The sequence below is a fragment of the Mycolicibacterium alvei genome (genome assembly GCF_010727325.1).
GTDB lineage: Bacteria > Actinomycetota > Actinomycetes > Mycobacteriales > Mycobacteriaceae > Mycobacterium > Mycobacterium alvei.
Genome location: NZ_AP022565.1, coordinates 2,208,330 through 2,224,435 on the forward strand (window position 1 = coordinate 2,208,330; position 16,106 = coordinate 2,224,435).

General features: G+C 64.7%; 17 protein-coding genes. 9 read left to right on the forward strand and 8 right to left on the reverse strand.

The features are described 5' to 3' along the window. Positions 1-22 precede the first annotated feature (22 nt). The 3 genes from G6N44_RS10620 to G6N44_RS10630 are packed head-to-tail and all read left to right on the forward strand — an operon-like array spanning position 23 to position 2,499. Entirely contained in the window at positions 23-919 is an 897-nt protein-coding gene (locus G6N44_RS10620; protein WP_179964568.1) for a TIGR03619 family F420-dependent LLM class oxidoreductase, read from the forward strand. A 14-nt stretch (positions 920-933) separates the two neighbouring features. Beyond that, positions 934-1,677, forward strand: a complete 744-nt coding sequence (locus G6N44_RS10625; RefSeq protein WP_163663774.1) for an alpha/beta fold hydrolase — start codon at positions 934-936, stop codon at positions 1,675-1,677. After that, entirely contained in the window at positions 1,678-2,499 is an 822-nt protein-coding gene (locus tag G6N44_RS10630) for a thioesterase family protein (RefSeq protein ID WP_163663775.1), read from the forward strand. It abuts the gene before it with no gap. A gap of 12 nt (positions 2,500-2,511) precedes the next feature. On the opposite strand, the gene G6N44_RS10635 is transcribed toward G6N44_RS10630, so the two are convergent. Then, positions 2,512-3,741 carry a CaiB/BaiF CoA transferase family protein gene (locus tag G6N44_RS10635; RefSeq protein ID WP_163663776.1) on the reverse strand — a complete coding sequence of 410 codons (1,230 nt, stop codon included), beginning with the start codon at positions 3,739-3,741 and terminating at the stop codon, positions 2,512-2,514. 199 nt (positions 3,742-3,940) lie between these two features. On the opposite strand from G6N44_RS10635, the gene G6N44_RS10640 reads away from it, so the two are divergent. Next, a complete protein-coding gene (locus G6N44_RS10640; protein WP_163663777.1) occupies positions 3,941-4,591 on the forward strand; it encodes a TetR/AcrR family transcriptional regulator in 651 nt (216 codons plus the stop codon). Between the two features lie 277 nt (positions 4,592-4,868). On the opposite strand, the gene G6N44_RS10645 is transcribed toward G6N44_RS10640, so the two are convergent. Both G6N44_RS10645 and G6N44_RS10650 read right to left on the reverse strand, forming a co-directional pair. Continuing rightward, positions 4,869-5,654, reverse strand: coding sequence for a crotonase/enoyl-CoA hydratase family protein (locus G6N44_RS10645; protein WP_163663778.1), 786 nt, complete (start codon positions 5,652-5,654; stop codon positions 4,869-4,871). Positions 5,655-5,879: 225 nt separating this feature from the next. Continuing rightward, entirely contained in the window at positions 5,880-6,074 is a 195-nt protein-coding gene (locus G6N44_RS10650) for a ferredoxin FdxE (protein ID WP_163663779.1), read from the reverse strand. A 327-nt stretch (positions 6,075-6,401) separates the two neighbouring features. Between G6N44_RS10650 and G6N44_RS10655 the strand changes: the two genes are divergently transcribed. Continuing rightward, positions 6,402-7,556, forward strand: coding sequence for an acyl-CoA dehydrogenase family protein (locus G6N44_RS10655; RefSeq protein WP_163663780.1), 1,155 nt, complete (start codon positions 6,402-6,404; stop codon positions 7,554-7,556). Positions 7,557-7,644: 88 nt separating this feature from the next. On the opposite strand, the gene G6N44_RS10660 is transcribed toward G6N44_RS10655, so the two are convergent. Further along, on the reverse strand, positions 7,645-8,844 hold the full coding sequence (locus tag G6N44_RS10660; RefSeq protein ID WP_163663783.1) for an amidohydrolase family protein: 1,200 nt from the start codon (positions 8,842-8,844) through the stop codon (positions 7,645-7,647). Between the two features lie 102 nt (positions 8,845-8,946). Here G6N44_RS10660 and G6N44_RS10665 point away from each other — a divergent pair, with 102 nt between their 5' ends. Together G6N44_RS10665 and G6N44_RS10670 are read left to right on the forward strand one after the other, a co-directional pair. Next, positions 8,947-9,261 (forward strand): acyl-CoA synthetase, encoded by a 315-nt coding sequence (locus tag G6N44_RS10665; protein ID WP_163663785.1) that lies wholly within the window; start codon positions 8,947-8,949, stop codon positions 9,259-9,261. A 53-nt stretch (positions 9,262-9,314) separates the two neighbouring features. Then, positions 9,315-10,631, forward strand: a complete 1,317-nt coding sequence (locus G6N44_RS10670; protein WP_163663787.1) for a TetR/AcrR family transcriptional regulator — start codon at positions 9,315-9,317, stop codon at positions 10,629-10,631. Here G6N44_RS10670 and G6N44_RS10675 read toward each other — a convergent pair. Further along, entirely contained in the window at positions 10,610-10,960 is a 351-nt protein-coding gene (locus G6N44_RS10675; RefSeq protein ID WP_163663789.1) for a DUF732 domain-containing protein, read from the reverse strand. The genes G6N44_RS10670 and G6N44_RS10675 overlap by 22 nt on opposite strands. Positions 10,961-11,011: 51 nt before the next feature. Between G6N44_RS10675 and G6N44_RS10680 the strand changes: the two genes are divergently transcribed. Further along, positions 11,012-11,509, forward strand: a complete 498-nt coding sequence (locus G6N44_RS10680; RefSeq protein ID WP_163663791.1) for a CAP domain-containing protein — start codon at positions 11,012-11,014, stop codon at positions 11,507-11,509. Between the two features lies 1 nt (position 11,510). Here the strand turns inward: G6N44_RS10680 and G6N44_RS10685 are convergent, their stop codons facing one another. The 3 genes from G6N44_RS10685 to G6N44_RS10695 form a co-directional block, all read right to left on the reverse strand. Beyond that, complete coding sequence (locus tag G6N44_RS10685) at positions 11,511-13,067, reverse strand: class I adenylate-forming enzyme family protein (RefSeq protein WP_235682995.1); 1,557 nt, start codon at positions 13,065-13,067, stop codon at positions 11,511-11,513. A 9-nt stretch (positions 13,068-13,076) separates the two neighbouring features. Further along, positions 13,077-14,282, reverse strand: a complete 1,206-nt coding sequence (locus tag G6N44_RS10690) for a thiolase family protein (RefSeq protein WP_163663793.1) — start codon at positions 14,280-14,282, stop codon at positions 13,077-13,079. Between the two features lie 67 nt (positions 14,283-14,349). Continuing rightward, a complete protein-coding gene (locus G6N44_RS10695) occupies positions 14,350-14,808 on the reverse strand; it encodes a MaoC family dehydratase (RefSeq protein ID WP_163663795.1) in 459 nt (152 codons plus the stop codon). Between the two features lie 110 nt (positions 14,809-14,918). Here G6N44_RS10695 and G6N44_RS10700 point away from each other — a divergent pair, with 110 nt between their 5' ends. After that, a complete protein-coding gene (locus tag G6N44_RS10700) occupies positions 14,919-16,106 on the forward strand; it encodes a thiolase family protein (protein ID WP_163669805.1) in 1,188 nt (395 codons plus the stop codon).

Below are 16,106 nucleotides of genomic sequence, written 5' to 3' on the forward strand. Positions count from 1 at the left end.
GGGTCACGTGCGCTACAACCTGATGTTCCCGATGCGGGCGGTCAAGCATTGGAATCGGTGGTCCGAGGGCGCCGCCATCGGCGATATCGCGCGGCTGGTCGAAGAGGCCGGCTTCGACGGTTTCGCGATGTCGGAGCACCCCTACCCCGACAAGCAGTGGTTGGCCCACGGTGGCCACCACGCGTTCGACCCGTTCGTATCGCTGAGTTTCGCCGCTGCCGCAACCACCCGCATCCGGGTGATGACCTACATCCTGGTGTCGGGTTACCGCAGCCCGTATCTCACAGCCAAGGGCGCCGCGAGTCTGGACCTGCTGTCCGGCGGCCGTTTCACCCTGGGCACCGGAGCCGGCTACCTGAAGTCCGAATTCGAAGCACTGGGGGCCGATTTCGGTCACCGCGGCGCACTGCTGGACGAGGCGATCGCCGCGTGGCGAGCCACTTGGGCGGGCATCGATCATGACGGCCCGGCGTTCGGCGCGAACGGCCACATCGCCCTGCCGCCCCCACTGACTCCTGGCGGTCCCCCGGTGTGGATCGGCGGCAACAGCACCGCCGCACAGCGTCGCGTCGTCGAGACCGCCGACGGGTGGATGCCGATGGCTGCCTCGGGCGAGATGGCCGCCATTACCCGGGCCCGCCCGCTGGAAGACATTGGGACGTTAAGTGAATGGATAGGTTCGGTGAACAAGAGACGGGCCGAGCTCGACCGTGGCCCGGCCGATGTGTCGTTCGTGCCGTTCGAGGGCGACCTGCTCGCCAGCGGCGACTGCGCGGCATTCTCGTCTGCGGTGCAGCCCAAGCTGGACGCTTACGCAGAGGCGGGCGTCACATGGATCACCATCGAGCCGGCCAGCCGGAGTTTCAGCGACTTCCGCACCGATATCGACGTGCTGGCGTCGCAGCTGATCGACCGCTGAGAGGACTGCGACCCGTGACTCTGCCCGCCCTCGTCCTCGTCCACGGCGGAGAGCACGCTGCCGACTGCTGGGAGCTGACGATTACCGAGTTGCGCTGCCAGGAACCAGGATTGCGCGTCCTCGCGGTAGACCTGCCAGGCCATGGCAATAAGCCCGGAGATCTCGCCACCGCCACCATTGGTGAGTGGGTGGATTCGGTCGTCGCCGACATCGAGGAAGCGGATCTGGGTGACATCGTGATCGTCGGTCACTCGATGGCCGGCGTCACCGTGCCCGGCGTGGTGGCGAAGCTGGGTGCGTCACAGGTGCGGGAGATGGTCCTGGCCACCGCGTTCGTGCCGCGGCAAGGCCAGGCGATCGTGGATACCCTCAGCGGCCCCTTGGCGTTCTTCGCCCGACGTGCCGCCAGAACGGGCAACCCGGTGAAGGTGCCACGGTTGGCGGCGCAATACGCCTTCTGCAATGGCATGACACGCGCACAACGCAAGTTCACGATGTCGCGGCTCTACGCGGAGTCGGCCCGGATTCCTGCCGAACCCGTCGACCGCAGCGGACTCCCCGACGAGGTGCCGCGCACGTGGATTCTGACCACCCATGATCGGGCGCTGTCGCTGAATTCCCAGCGGGCCAGCATCGCAGCACTCGGTGGGGTGCAGGACGTGATCCCCGTCGATGCCTGCCACGATGTGATGATCAGTCACCCGGAACGGATGGCACGCATACTCATCGATCGGTGCCGGCTGAGAGGAGAAGGGTGAGTGCCGAGTTGTTTCTTCGTCACCGACGGCGATAGTTATGTACCAACCCCTTTGGCGCGCGGGCCATGGGGTCCATCACTCAGTGGTCACTACGTAGGCGGGTTGCTCGGGCGCGCGGTCGAGCAGGAAATCAACGACGCCGATACTGATCTCCAGCCCGCCCGGCTGACGGTCGACCTGCTCAGACCCGTCGCGCTGTCACCCCTGCAGGTGCATTCATCGGTAGTGCGTGACGGACGCCGACTTCGGCTCGTCGACGCGGTGATGACTCAGAACGACGTCTTGGTGGCACGGGCCAGCGCCTTGTTCCTCCGCCACAGCGAGCACACCACAGACACGGTGTGGACAACGCCCATGACGATGCCCGAGATCCCTGCGGAACTCGACATGCCGAACGACGACCACCTCATGCTGTTCCACTCCTACGGCCGCGATCCGGTTGCGGGCAGTCCGGGTGTCGGGGGCGACGAGTGGAGTCACGGCGGACAGAAGTTCGCCTGGGTGCGGGAGACCAAGTCGCTCGTCGACGCCGAGCCGCTGTCCCCTTTCACGCGCGCCGCGATGGCCGGGGACGTAACCAGCTCGATCACCCATTGGGGTGCCGACGGACTGCAGTTCATCAACGCCGACTACACCCTCACGCTCAGCCGGTTGCCAGAAGGTCCCTACATTGGTTTGGCGGCGGTGACGCACTACGGCCATGCCGGGGTCGGCACCGGCGTCGCCACGCTGTTCGACAAGGCGGGGCCCATCGGCAGCGGCGTGGCAACAGCGTTGGTGAACCCCGGATTCACGCCACCGTCCTCACTGGTGTCGCCCTGAGCTCGACAGGGCTCAGGTGATCGCCCCTTCGATCTTCAGCTCGATCAGGTCGTGATCACCAATGCCCAATTCCCGCAACACCTCGTCGGTGTGTTCGGCGAACATCGGCGCCCGGGTGAGATGTGCGGCCGCTTCGTCGAACTTCACCGGATTGGCCACCAGCCGCTGCTTATTGCCCTGTGCGTCAATGACATCGGCGATGCGCCCGTTGGCGATCAGCGATTCGTCATTTGCCGCCTCCCAGGCATCCTGCACCGGCGCCCACTGACCGCCGGACAGGTTAAGCAGGTGTTTACACTCGTCGAACGTCCGTGAACCGATCGCCCGCGCGATCAGCGCGGCGGCGTCGTCGGAGTAGGCCGCGAGCGATTCCAGCGAGGCGAACCGCTCATCGTCGGCAGCCTCCTTCAGACCGAACAGCCGGCATACCGGCGACCAGTAGCGGGTCGGCTGCAGCATCGACAACTGGATGAACCGGCCATCCGAGCACCGGTAGGTCCCGGTCAGTGGGTTGCCGGGAGCCTGGCCGCGGTGGTCGATTTTTGGTAGCGGGCAGTCGTACAGCATCGCCAGATTCAGGTTGAACTGGTTGGCCCACGCCCCAACTGCCAGCAGAGAGACGTCGATGACAGAGGTCTGGCCCGTGGCCTGCCGGCCATACAGCGCCGCCGCCACTGCACCCGCGATGGTGATACCGCCCATGTTGTCGCCGTAACCACCTGCCGGCATGCCCGTCGGAGCGTCGGAGTCACTGTTCGTCACCCCGTCGGCGCTACCCGAGCGGGCCCAGAAAGCCGTGACGTCGTATGCACCAGCGTCCCGGTCGGGCCCTTCGCTTCCGAAGCCGCTTCCCGCCACGTAGACGATCGAAGGGTTGATCCGCCTGATCTCATCGAGATCGATCCGAAGCTTGGCCCGCGCCTGGGGCAGGTAGTTGGTCAGAAACACATCGCTGCGTCGGACGAGTTCCTCGAATACCGGGCGCGACTGGTTGAGCGCAAGGGACAGGCCGACACTGCGCTTGCCGCGGTTCGGCGCCTCAATCATGGGCACAAATGCGACCCCTGGCGCAGTGGCCGAGCGACCGCCGACCGTGACCAGGCCCCGTTGACCATCGCCGGTCACAGGATTCTCGATCTTGATGACGTCGGCTCCCCAGTCCGCCAGGACGGCGCCCGCCGACGGCACGAACGTGAACTGCGCGACTTCCAGGACGCGCACCCCGGTCATCGGTTTCTGCATCTACCCACATCCATCCTCGGGCCGGGCCTCAGTTTGTCGGCCGCGGAACTGAACAGTTCCGCTGGTGACAACTAGTCATGTGCGCTTCTTCTGATCGAGTACCCTGGACCACATACTTTAACGAATATGGTTCCTACCACACGGTAGGGACTAATGTGGTCTGCAGTCAAGGTGTGGGGCGAAATCGAGGGTTGCGAGAATGACTGGCGTGTCAGGGCGGACGAATTCAGGGCGGGCTGCACCATGGGGTGCCGACGCACCTGTCGGCGAAGAGCAGGCCCGCGAACGACTGCTTGCCGCCGCCGAAGCGTGCTATCTCGAGCGCGGCCCGAGCCGTACCCGGATGAGTGACATCGCGAACAGGGCCGGCGTGCATCGCCGCACCGTGTACGACTACTTCCCCACAAAAGACGCACTGCTGGCCGCATCGTTCGTGCGGGCGATCAGCGCCGTGCTCGACGCCTCGGAACCCTGTTGGGACACCGAGGAACCCTTCCTGGAACAGCTCGTCAACGCCACCGCGGCAGGGCTGCGGGCAGCACGGAACTCTCCCACCATGGCAATGCTGATCGGCGACGACGACTTGGGCCGGACCTTTCGTGCCGCCGAGGCTTCCGAGGCGTGGGGCCAGAACCTCGCGCAGGCATTGGGTAAACGCCTCGAAGCGGCCCAGGTGGCCGGTGAGGTTCGAGATGATCTCACCGGCGACACCATGGCACGTTGGGTGACCCGCATCGCGTTCAGTCTGACTGCCGAACCGGGGCGGCCCGAAGACGGCGGCGACGAAGGGCTCATCCGCGCTTTCCTTCCCGCCTGCCTGGCTCCGCGCAAGGCTCCGACCGACGCCTGATCCGGGGCCCCTCTTTCCCGGCGGAAACCGACTGCACGACCTGTTCCAGCCGCCTCGTAGTCGGCATCGGCGGTCGGGTGCGAGATCGTTCCACCGCGAATGCCGTTGCAGCGCTGACACATTCGGCGGTGCTCGCCATGCGATCTTCACAGGCACGCCCGATCAGCGCCGGAAGCAGGGCGCAGGCGCCGCCCGGACCGAGTCGTCGGCCACGACATCGAGACCAACGGGTACCCCACCAGCGACCAGAATGACTTTGCCGTCTACTCGACCCATCTCAGCGCGCCTTCCATACAGGCGGACGCTTCTGTGCGAAAGCCAGCGGGCCTTCCTGTGCATCTTCGGATTTCAGCAACGCGGTGAACTCGCGGTCGGTACGGTCCCATTTGGGCTCCTCGACGCCGATGACACCGTCATCGGCGCCATAGGCGAGCCGCTTGCTGGCCTGTACCGACAGCGGTGCGTTCACGGTGATCCGTTCGGCGAGCGCCAGCGCCGCTTCCACCACGGTGCCATCGGGCACCACCTGGTTTATCAAGCCCCACCGCAGTGCCTCATCCGCGGCGATCGGCTCACCGGTGAACACGAGTTCCAGCGCAACCTTGCGAGGCAACTGTTCGACGATGCGGAACACGCCACCCGCGCCGGCAATCAGACCGCGCTTGACCTCAGGTAGGCCGAAACTGGCGGTCTCGGCAGCGACCACCAGATCGCTGGCAAGCGCAAGCTCCGAACCGCCGCCCAAGGCAGTGCCGTTGACTGCGGCGATGGTGGGCTTGTCGATGAAGTGGTGTACGTAGCCGGCGAAGCCCCATTCCGGGTTTGTGTCGTGAAAGAGGTTCTCGCCACGCGTGATTGCCTTCAGATCCGCGCCAGCGCAGAACGACTTGTCGCCGGCACCGGTCAGCACCACCGCCCATACGTCGGGATCCTTCTGCGCCGCCTCAAGTGCGTCGCCGACCGCATTGCTCACCGCGCCGTTGACGGCGTTACGGGCCTCCGGCCGGTTGATCGTGATGAGTGCGACGTTACCTCTGCGCTCCACAATGGCGGCGTCAGTCATGAATTCTCCTTATCGGTGTATTGGGAACGATCTACGTGTCCGGCACCCAGGCCGGACAGCATGGCGAGCAGCTGGCACCGGTCAACCTTGGGTGCTGCACCGTGGGGTAGCGCATGGACCGCGAAGACCTACGCGGGCACCTTCTATGGAGTCAGCATTCTGCGGCGGTGCCGACTTGGCGCATGTAGGCAAAGTTGACGGGGCGCCACCGGTGGCAAGCTCTCGTCACCCTTCTTCGAGCACCAGGGCCAGTTCGGGGCATGCGGCAACGCCGTCGCGGACGCGCTGCTCGTTTTCAGGAACGACTTCAGTCGGCTTGAGAATCGAGTAGCCCGAGTCATCGATCGGAAACAGGTCCGGATCAACGGCATAGCACTGCGCGTGCCCCACGCATTTCGACTGCTCAAGACGAACCTTCACGCGACCTCCTCCGCTCGACCGCCAGTGTTGCGGCGGCGCCGAAACTCAACACCATAAGACTAAAGGATTAACTATTTAGTTTTGGCCGGATCAGATTGCCGGCCACGCTGCGCGAGCTCGCCCAAGAAGGTCGCCCGCCGGAGCGCTACGTCGATCCACCTCCCCATATCTGACGGTACTGTCATGTTACACATATCTCCAATAATGCGTTTCAACCCCTGCATATATGTCGACCTACGAGCGAGACAGCTACCCAAAACCCGACTTGCTTCTGACATATATATACGACAACAATGGGGGCGTCGCCCCCTGTAGGAAGGTCCACGAATGACGTCCGAACTCAACGACGAAGAGACCATGCTGGTCGAGACGGTGCGGACGTTCATCGACCGTGATGTGAAACCAGCGGTGCGCGAGGTCGAACACGCGAACGAATACCCGCACGCGTGGATCGAACAGATGAAGCGCATCGGCATCTTCGGCCTGGCCGTGCCCGAGGAGTACGGCGGATCACCCGTGTCGATGCCGTGCTACGTGCAGGTGACACAGGAACTCGCCAGGGGCTGGATGAGTTTGGCCGGCGCGATGGGGGGCCACACTGTGGTCGCCAAGTTGATCTCGTTGTTCGGTACCGAGGAACAGCGCCGAAAGTATCTACCGGACATGGCAACCGGTGCGATCCGAGCGACGATGGCACTCACCGAACCCAGTGGCGGGTCGGATCTGCAGGCGATGACGACCACGGCGCGCACCGAGGGCGACGGGCTGGTCATCAATGGCACGAAGACCTGGATCAGCAATGCGCGCCGATCCAATCTGATTGCCCTGCTGTGTAAGACGAATCCTCAGGCTTCGCCGCGGCATCGCGGCATCTCGGTGGTGCTGGTCGAGCACGGGCCCGGCCTGACCGTATCCCGGGATCTGCCGAAGCTCGGGTACAAGGGGGTGGAGAGTTGTGAGCTCTCGTTTGACGATTGCCGGGTGCCGCAGTCCGCGATACTCGGCGGCGAGCCCGGCAAGGGATTCGCGCAGATGATGAAAGGTCTTGAGACAGGCCGTATTCAGGTGGCGTCTCGAGCTCTCGGCGTGGCCACCGCGGCACTCGAGGACGCCCTCAAATACGCGCAGGAACGCGAGAGTTTTGGTCAGCCGATCTGGAAACACCAGGCGGTGGGCAACTATCTGGCCGATATGGCGACCAAACTCACTGCAGCCAGACAGCTCACCCGCCATGCCGCGGAACGCTACGACAGCGGTGAACGCTGCGATATGGAAGCCGGGATGGCCAAACTGTTCGCCTCCGAGGTCGCCATGCAGATCGCCCTGGACGCGGTCCGCATCCACGGCGGTTACGGATATTCGACCGAATACGACGTCGAGCGCTACTTCCGCGACGCCCCGCTGATGATCGTCGGCGAAGGCACGAACGAGATCCAGCGCAACGTCATCGCTGCGCAACTGGTCTCCCGCGGCACCCTGTAAACGACGACGCGGGGCCGAGGTGTCCCGGCCCCGCGTGAAGTTCACTGCCATCGCCGACATGGTGTCGGCGGCGAAGCTCTGAACCCGTTCAGACGCCGGCCAATTCGTGTTCGCCGGTGGTCGCCCGGGGGAAGTTGAGCATCCGGCGGGCGTTCTGCTCGACGATCAGTGAGCATTCGTCGTCCGGCACATCGGCGAGCACCTCGGCGGCCCGCTTGCGCGAATTGGGCCAGTTGGAATCGCTGTGCGGGAAGTCGATTTCGAGGGTGATCCGGTCGATCCCGATCTCGTGACGGTTCTTCAACCCGTGCTCATCGTCGATGAAACAACCCCAGAAGTGCTTCTTGAACAGATCGGAGGGTCGCATGTCGAAATCGATATTCTGGTAATAGCGGTGGCGTTCCCACACGTAGTCCGAGCGCTCCAGGATGTAGGGCACCCAGCCGATACCGCCCTCGGCCAGCGAGATCTGCAGGTTGGGGAACTTCTGCAACTTGCCGGAGAACAGCAGGTCGACAGTCGTCCACATCAGGTTGGTGGAGAACAGGGTGATCGCCACGGCGAACGGGGCATCCGGGATGGCCATCTGGCCGGGCACGGGCTTCATCGACGAGAACGAGAACCCAGGCACATAGGATCCCGAGCCGAAGTGCAGGGATACCGGCATCTGCGCATCGGAGCAGACCTGCCACAACGGATCCCAGTGATCGGAATGAAACGATGGCAAACCCAGCGGCACCGGGCTGTCCGGGAACGACACCGTCCGTGCCCCCTTCGCCGCCACTCGCTCAGCTTCGGCGACCGTCGCATCGACATCCCACACCGGCAGGATCGCCAACGGGACATACCGATCCGGTGCAGTGGCACACCACTCGTCTATGTAGAAATCGTTCCACGCTTTGACGCACAACAGCGCGAGTTCCTTGTCCTGGGCGCGATAGAACGTACCGCCACCGAAGCCCGGGAAGGACGGGAAGCACAGGGCGGCCTGCACGCCGTCCACGTCCATGTCGGCGATCCGGGCGACCGGGTCGTAGCAACCGGGGATCATGTCCTCGTAGCGCACCGGATCCATGCCCCACTCCTCGGGCGGCTTGCCCGCCACCGCATTGAGGCCGATGGTCGGGAAAATCTGCCCGTCATAGCTCCACAGGTGCTTGCCGTCCATCTCGAGAATCCGCGGCCCTGCCTCGAGGAACCGCTGCGGCAGACGGTCCTGCCATACCCGTGGGTGCTCGACGAGATGGTCGTCGACGGACACGATCTGGTGCTCATCTTGAAGCGGCACAACACGCTCCTTCTTTTCTGACATTCAGTCTTGTTTTCTGACGTTTCATCTCACAAACTATATGACGTAGGACACTTTCGTCCACCGATTGAGAGCCACGACATGAGTACCTTGGATCACGCCGGCGACGCCGGCTCCCGCGAGAAGACCGACGAGGACGACCATGACCTGCTGACCTTTGGGGAGGTAGGCGAGCGATTGCGCATCGAAATCTCGACGGCCGCAGCCAAACTCGAGGGACTCCGGCGGACCGGCCCCCCGGCAGACGTGGAGAAGGCAGGCGCTCGGTTGGCAGCGCTGCGCGCTGCCGCGAAACGGAACAGCGCCCAGCCGATCAACGACGCCAACTTCGAGAAGTTCTTCGGCTACCCCGGCAAGGCCAAACGCAACCTGTCGGGACCACTGCCTGCGCCATGACAGCCGCAGTAGGGCACCGTCGGTACGGGTGGGCCAACCCGGATACTTCTCCTATGGCGCCCACCCCTGACAAGACACGCCGGCCCGGGTATGCCCCGTCGGACAACGTCGGCGTGGGACGGCGCGGCTTGCACACACGTCAGCGCATCGTGGCCTCCGCGGCCGACGTCTTCTTGTCCAGCGGCTTCCACAGCACCTCCCTGGACACCATCGCCAAGGAAGCACACGCGTCCCGAGCGACCGTCTACCAGTACTTCGCCGGCAAGGAGGAGATCTTCCGAGAGCTGAGCGACGCAGCCGGAAAGGCTGTACTTGACCACGGCAACCGACTGGGCGATCTGGGCCCGACGGTGGACGGCTTTGGCGCGCTGCACGACTGGCTGATCGAATGGGCCGACATCTATGACACCCACGCGGCAGTGTTCGCGGAATACCCCGGCATCGGTGCCGAGATGTCGATCATCGATGCCGGTCCGGTTGCCGAGGACTTTCGGCGCAGGGTGACCGCCAAGCTGCACGCCGCGCACCTACAGGGGCTGGACGCCGACGACGCGGCGGCGGCACTCATGCGCATCCCGCACATGGTTCACCTCTACCGACACCGCGCGATGTTTCGGTTGCCGGCCCGAGACGAGGTGTCATGGTCACTGGCGGTCGCATTGCAGCTGATGTTGTTTCCCGACACACCGGCCAAAGCCATGGTCGCGCCACACGCTTTCACCGGGACAACCGGCTTACCTACTGACACCGCCGAAGGAACCGTATCGGCGCCGGCCGCGGTGGCCGCCGACCTGTCACCGATCGGCCAGGAGGCGCTCTCGGTGAGCTCGTCATTGTTCGCCGAGCATGGCTACTACGCGGTCAGCATGGAGGACATCGCGGCCGCCGCCGACCTCAGCCGCGCCACGCTATACCGGTATTTCAGCACCAAAGACAAAATCCTCGCCGAACTCACCCGCCAGGCGGTGGCCGAGGTCGAGGAGCACGCCGCCACCCTGCGGCGGGTCGCCGACACCGATGCATTGAGGAGATGGATGCTCGGCTACGTCCGATTTCACCGCGGCTACCGCGGCGTCATCCGGGCGTGGTTCGACGGCACAGTGGCCGAGCAGCTATCCGACGCTGCGGTGGGTCACGGTATCGGGGCGATCCACCAGGCAGTGCACACGCTGCTGGAGAACATCGAACTGCCGGACGCTATCGACCGCGAAGCGGCCTGCGCGGTGTTTCTCGCGGTATTGGGGCGAATGACCGAACCGACTGCGATCGACGAATCCGATGCCGACGAGCGCGCCGCCGACCTCATCGTGAACCTGCTGCGACGCTCCATGCTTCGCTCCGCCTGGGCTCAGCCCGGCGCGCCGACGTAGCCCGCCGCTGAATTGCGTAACTGCCAGATCTGGGCCGGGCACAGCTCCTGCGCCGACTGCGAAATGAGATACGAAGCCTGGAATTCGTCTGAGGTGTTGAAGTCGGACTTGATATCACCGACCAGCTGGGCATAGCTTCTGCCCGCGGCGATCTTGTCGCACACCCCGTACCCGTAAGCCAGTGCCTGGTCGGCGTTGGCGAAGTTGTATCCGGGCCGCACCGTCACGTTGACGAGATACCCGACGTTGTCCGCATGGGCCACTGGTGCGCCCAGCATCAGGGCAACCAACAACGCGGGGAGCCCGACCGATGAGATTAGTTTCCTCATAACCAGATAAAGCGTAATTCATTTATATGTTTACCGGTAGTCTGCTCAACCATGTTCCTTTCCCGCACCGGCCGTCGTTGCACGTTGGCACTGGCGCTGGCGTCCGGGCTCGCAGCCACCGTCGCGATACCGACCGCACAGGCCGACAACAAGCGGCTGAACCAGAGCGTGTTCGTCAACATCTACACAGCCCAGAAGCAAAACGGCTGCCCAACCCAGCCGAAGCCGGACGGCCGACTGGTGGAGGCGGCACGCCTGCATACCCTTGACGTGCTGAACAACCCGGATCTCAACGGCGACATCGGCTCCGATGGCTCCACCCCGCAGGACCGGGCCAATGGAACCGGCTTCGTCGGCACAGTCAACGAGACCGTCGCGATCAACCCGGCGATCGCGATCAGCGGCATCGAGATACTCAACCAGTGGTGGTATGACCCTCCGTCACGGGCCACCATGCAGGACTGCGCCAATACCGCCATCGGCGTGTGGTCGGAAAACAGCCTGGCCCGCTCGGTGGTGGTCGCCGTGTACGGGCAGCCCGGGCTGTAGCTCAGTCTGCCAGGGCGGCGCGGAGCTGCTTCTTGTCCACCTTGCCGCTGGCCAACACCGGTAGTTGGGCGACCAGCACCATTCGGCGCGGGACTTTGTAGCGGGCCAGCCGTTGGCGCACTCCATCCTGCAGCGCCTCGAGCGTCAACGTCGCTCCGGCCCATGGCACGATGACCGCGCAGACCGCCTCGCCCCAACGGTCGTCGGGCACACCGACCACTGCGCAGGCCGCCACCCCGTCGATCGCACTTAGCGCGTCTTCGACCTCCGGAGAGTAGACATTCTCCCCACCGCTGATGATCACGTCCTTCTTACGGTCCACCAGGTACAACAGCCCGCGCTCGTCCAGGCGGCCCACGTCGCCGGTGTGGCACCACCCGTCGCGTAGCGTCACCTCGGTTGCCGCCCCGTCCTGCCAGTAGCCGCGGAACATCGAACCGGACCGCACGACGATCTCGCCGGCCTGCCCAGCAGGCACCTCTTGCCCGTGCTCATCGACAATACGAATTCGCGTGCCAGGGAACGGAAAACCCACTGAGGACAAACGCTTCTCGACTTCCGGGCCATCGAGGGCGTGTAGTTCTCGCGGGAGCCCGGATACGATGGCTTCGGTCTGCCCGTAAAGGTTGAGGAAGCCCGCGCCGGGGATGACCGACATCGCCCGCCGCAGTACCGCCGCCGTCATCGGCGCGGCCGAGTACACCACTGTGCGTACGGATTCCACCGCCGCGCCCTCGGCCACCTCGTCGAGTAGCGCCTTGAGCATGACGGGCGCCAGGTGCAGCACGGTGATCTGCTCGGTAGCAACCAACCGCACCGCATCGGCGGCATCGAACTGCTGCTGCAGCACCACAGTTCCACCGCGGGCGTGCAGGCCACCGACGATCGCTAGTGCCCCGACGTGGAACATCGGCATGTTTATCAGCCCGCGATCAGCACTCCCGCAATGCATCTCATTGTTCATGGTGAGCGCGACCGCGCGCATCTCCCGTTGCCCGAGAATGCAGCACTTCGAGGCACCGGTTGTGCCGCTGGTGAACAGCAGATAGGCGATGTCTTCGGGCTGAGCTACAAACTCGAGCTCGTCACCACGCCCGCTGTTGAGGAAGGCCTCGTAGCCGACGACCCCCGGCTGTAGTTCGCAGCCGATGGCCACCACGAGCGGCGGTGACGGTAGGTCGTCCACGAGGCCGACGATCATGGTAACGAACTCGTCGGCGACAAAAATGATCGACGGCACCACTCGACACAACATGCCGTCGATCTCCCCCGGCGAGAGCCGGAAGTTGATGGTAGCCATGATGATTCCGCTGAGGTGGATGGCAGCGTTCAGTTCACCGAACTCGATGCTGTTGCGGCTCAGCACCGCGATGCGATCTTGACGCCGTACGCCGGCGGCGGCCATCGCCGATATCAGCCGCACCGCCCGGTCGCGCAACTGCCCGTGGCTGATGCTGCGATCACCGTGCCGGTAAGCGGCCACGTCCGGGAAGCGCACGGCATTGCCGGCGACGATGTCGCCGAGCGTCATGCCGTCGCCGGCCTCTCCGCTCCCCATCGATGTGGGTTACCTGCTGCTCAGTAGCATCGACCCGGCGACCGGACCGCCGCCCACGCCGACAGCCACCACCTCGGGCGTCTTAGGGGCCTGCCGCTCCCCGCCTTCACCCCACATCTGCACGCACGCCTCATGCAGGAAGCCCATGCCGTGCAACCGCCCGCCGGAGAGCTGACCACCGCTGGTGTTGATCGGCAGTGGACCGTCCAAAGAGATGGGGGAACCATCCGCCGAGCTGTCACCTAAGAACTGCCCGACCTGGCCATGGTCGCAGAACCCCAACGCCTCCAGCCACATCACGGTTAGGAACGAGAAGCCGTCATACAGCTGAGCCATGTCAACATCGGCAGGCGTGAGGTCGGTGTGCCCCCACAGCGTCGCGGCCGAGTCGTGTGCGGCCATGGTGGTGATGTCCGCGCGCTGATCCCACGTCGCGCGTTCGAACATGCCCGGTCCGACGGACTCCACCGTAAGCGGATGCCTCGGCAGGCCCACCGCGGCGTCACGGCGCGACACAATCACCGCGGTGGCACCGTCACAGGGCACGTCGCAGTCGTAGAGGCACAGCGGCTCGGAAATCATCCGGGCGCTGAGGTAATCGTCCATCGTCATCGGTTCGCGGTACACCGCGTCGGGGTTGAGCCCGGCGTTGGTACGGGCGTTGATCGCGATGTGGCCGAGATGCTCACGGGTCAAGCCGAAGTCGTGCATGTAACGCTGTGCGGGCATCGCCAGCCAGTTCGCCGCCGACAGTGCGCCGAACGGTGCCATCCACTCCAGATGCGGAGGCAATTCGCCGCCACCGAACAGCACCGAGGCGCGCCCGCCACCGGCCTGCTGCGCCGCGGTGGACTCCCACACCGACCGGTACACGACGACGTGGTTGGCGAGCCCGAGGCTGACTGCCATGCAGGCCTCGATCACCGGCCCGATCTGGCCGGCGGTCTCCATCGCCGACATGTACCAGCGCGACCGCAGTCCGAGTGCATTCCGCACTTCCTGGACGGTGGCGCCGGAGAATCCTGCGTCGGGCACTCCGGGCCCCGGATAGCTGGCAATGCCGTCCACATCGTCGACACTGAGACCGGCGTCGTCGATGGCCCGCAGCACCGCCTCGAGCGTCAGGGCGAGCCCGGTGCGCCCCAACCGGCGCCCGACCTGCGACTTGCCCGCGCCGGTCAGGACGGCCTTTCCTTCGAACGGACCGCCACTCATGAGACCGCCTCCTCACCTACGCCGTTAGCACTCACCGCTGCTGCATGTATACATCTAACGCTTTTGCTCACCACACGAACCGGGCGATCAGTTCGGCCACCGCGGCAGGCTTGTCGACGCCGTCGATCTCCACGGTGTGCCGGACGGTCAGGTTCACGGTGTCGTCGCCGACCGGGGTGGCGTCGGCAAGTACGGAGCGCACCCGGATCCGGCTGCCGGCTTTGACGGGAGCCAGGAAGCGGACTTTGTTCAGCCCGTAGTTGATACCCAGCTTGGCGTTCTCGACGCGGTAGTTGTCCTTACTGACGCCGGGGATGAGCGAGATGGTCAGAAATCCATGTGCGATCGTGGCGCCGTAGGGGCTTTCGGTCTTGGCCTTCTCGACGTCGACATGGATCCACTGGTGATCCATCGTCACGTCGGCGAATTCGTCGATGCGGTTCTGATCGATCTCCACCCACCGGCTCACGCCGAGTTCCTCACCGATCGTCGCGATCGCCTCATCGACAGACCCGATCACCTTCATTGCCCAACTCCCTCTGGCATCGACCCGCTATATCGATATTCATTTAACGGTATAGACTGATGAAGCTCTCCGGGCAAGCGGCCCGGATATTCGAGGATCTTGGGAGACACATGGGCTCGACGACGTCCCGGGCAGCGATCGTGGCCGCTGCCCGCACACCGATCGGAACAGCACGCAGAGGCACGCTGGCCAACATGGCCGCGATCGACCTCGCCAAACCGGTGATCGCGGCTGTCGTGGAGCGGTCCGGGCTATACGCCGCGGATTTCGACGACCTGGTGCTTGCCGAAAGCCTGCAGGGCGGCGGCGACAGCGCCCGCTACGTCGCGGTGGACCTCGGCCTGACCAACGTCCCCGGACTCGCCGTGAACCGTCAGTGCGCATCGAGCCTGTCGGCGATCGCCGTCGGCGCGGGTCAGATCGCCGCGGGTATGAGCCGAGCCATCCTGGCCGGCGGCATGGAATCCTGCTCCACCGGACCAATCATGCAGAAGCGCAAGCCTTTCACTTCGGGCAAGTCACCAGAGGACTACGAACAGTGGTTCCCGTTCTCGCATCCCCCCACCGAGGACGCCCCGGCCCTGGACATGTCGATCACCGTCGCGCACAACTGCGCGGTGCAGTACGGCATCACCCGCGCGGCACAGGACGAATGGGCTCTACGCAGTCACCAGCGCGCCGTGAAGGCCATCGACTCCGGCTCCTTCGTCGACGAGATCGTTCCGATCCAGGTGCCACAGGTCGACGGCTCCGCCATCACCTTCGCCACCGACGAGCATCCCCGCCGTGACAGCTCACTCGAAACCCTCTCAGGACTGAAGGTGCTGCATCCCGAGATCGACGGCTTTACCGTGACCGCAGGCAACTCCTCCGGTGTCAACGACGCCGCCGCGGCGGTGGCGTTGACCGCTCCGGATACCACGCGCGAGGTACTGGCACACGTGCTGTCCTGGTCAGCCGTCGGAGTCGCACCGAACCGCACCGGCAGCGGGCCGATCACCGCCATACCCAAGGCGCTGGAGCTGGCCGGCCGGAAGCTGGAAGACGTGGCACTGTTCGAGATCAACGAGGCATTCGCCGCCCAGGCGGTGGCATGTGCGCGCGAGCTCGGCCTCGACGAGGAGATCGTCAACGTGTACGGATCCGGGATCAGCCTGGGCCACCCGATCGCGGCAACTGGGGCCCGGATGGTCACCTCGGCGATCTACGAGCTACGCCGACGCGGTGGCGGTCTCGGTGTGTTGTCCATGTGTGCAGGCGGCGGCATGGGTGCGGCGATGGTTATCGAGGTGAACTGA

What these genes read in the sequence shown, in the direction of transcription:
- G6N44_RS10620 (WP_179964568.1), top strand. Translation starts at nt 23, where the DNA reads ATGTTCCCGATGCGGGCGGTCAAGCATTGGAATCGGTGGTCCGAGGGC.
- G6N44_RS10635 (WP_163663776.1), bottom strand. Translation starts at nt 3,741, where the DNA reads ATGCAGAAACCGATGACCGGGGTGCGCGTCCTGGAAGTCGCGCAGTTC.
- G6N44_RS10640 (WP_163663777.1), top strand. Translation starts at nt 3,941, where the DNA reads ATGACTGGCGTGTCAGGGCGGACGAATTCAGGGCGGGCTGCACCATGG.
- G6N44_RS10645 (WP_163663778.1), bottom strand. Translation starts at nt 5,654, where the DNA reads ATGACTGACGCCGCCATTGTGGAGCGCAGAGGTAACGTCGCACTCATC.
- G6N44_RS10655 (WP_163663780.1), top strand. Translation starts at nt 6,402, where the DNA reads ATGACGTCCGAACTCAACGACGAAGAGACCATGCTGGTCGAGACGGTG.
- G6N44_RS10665 (WP_163663785.1), top strand. Translation starts at nt 8,947, where the DNA reads ATGAGTACCTTGGATCACGCCGGCGACGCCGGCTCCCGCGAGAAGACC.
- G6N44_RS10670 (WP_163663787.1), top strand. Translation starts at nt 9,315, where the DNA reads ATGGCGCCCACCCCTGACAAGACACGCCGGCCCGGGTATGCCCCGTCG.
- G6N44_RS10675 (WP_163663789.1), bottom strand. Translation starts at nt 10,960, where the DNA reads ATGAGGAAACTAATCTCATCGGTCGGGCTCCCCGCGTTGTTGGTTGCC.
- G6N44_RS10680 (WP_163663791.1), top strand. Translation starts at nt 11,012, where the DNA reads ATGTTCCTTTCCCGCACCGGCCGTCGTTGCACGTTGGCACTGGCGCTG.
- G6N44_RS10685 (WP_235682995.1), bottom strand. Translation starts at nt 13,067, where the DNA reads ATGGGGAGCGGAGAGGCCGGCGACGGCATGACGCTCGGCGACATCGTC.
- G6N44_RS10690 (WP_163663793.1), bottom strand. Translation starts at nt 14,282, where the DNA reads ATGAGTGGCGGTCCGTTCGAAGGAAAGGCCGTCCTGACCGGCGCGGGC.
- G6N44_RS10695 (WP_163663795.1), bottom strand. Translation starts at nt 14,808, where the DNA reads ATGAAGGTGATCGGGTCTGTCGATGAGGCGATCGCGACGATCGGTGAG.
- G6N44_RS10700 (WP_163669805.1), top strand. Translation starts at nt 14,919, where the DNA reads ATGGGCTCGACGACGTCCCGGGCAGCGATCGTGGCCGCTGCCCGCACA.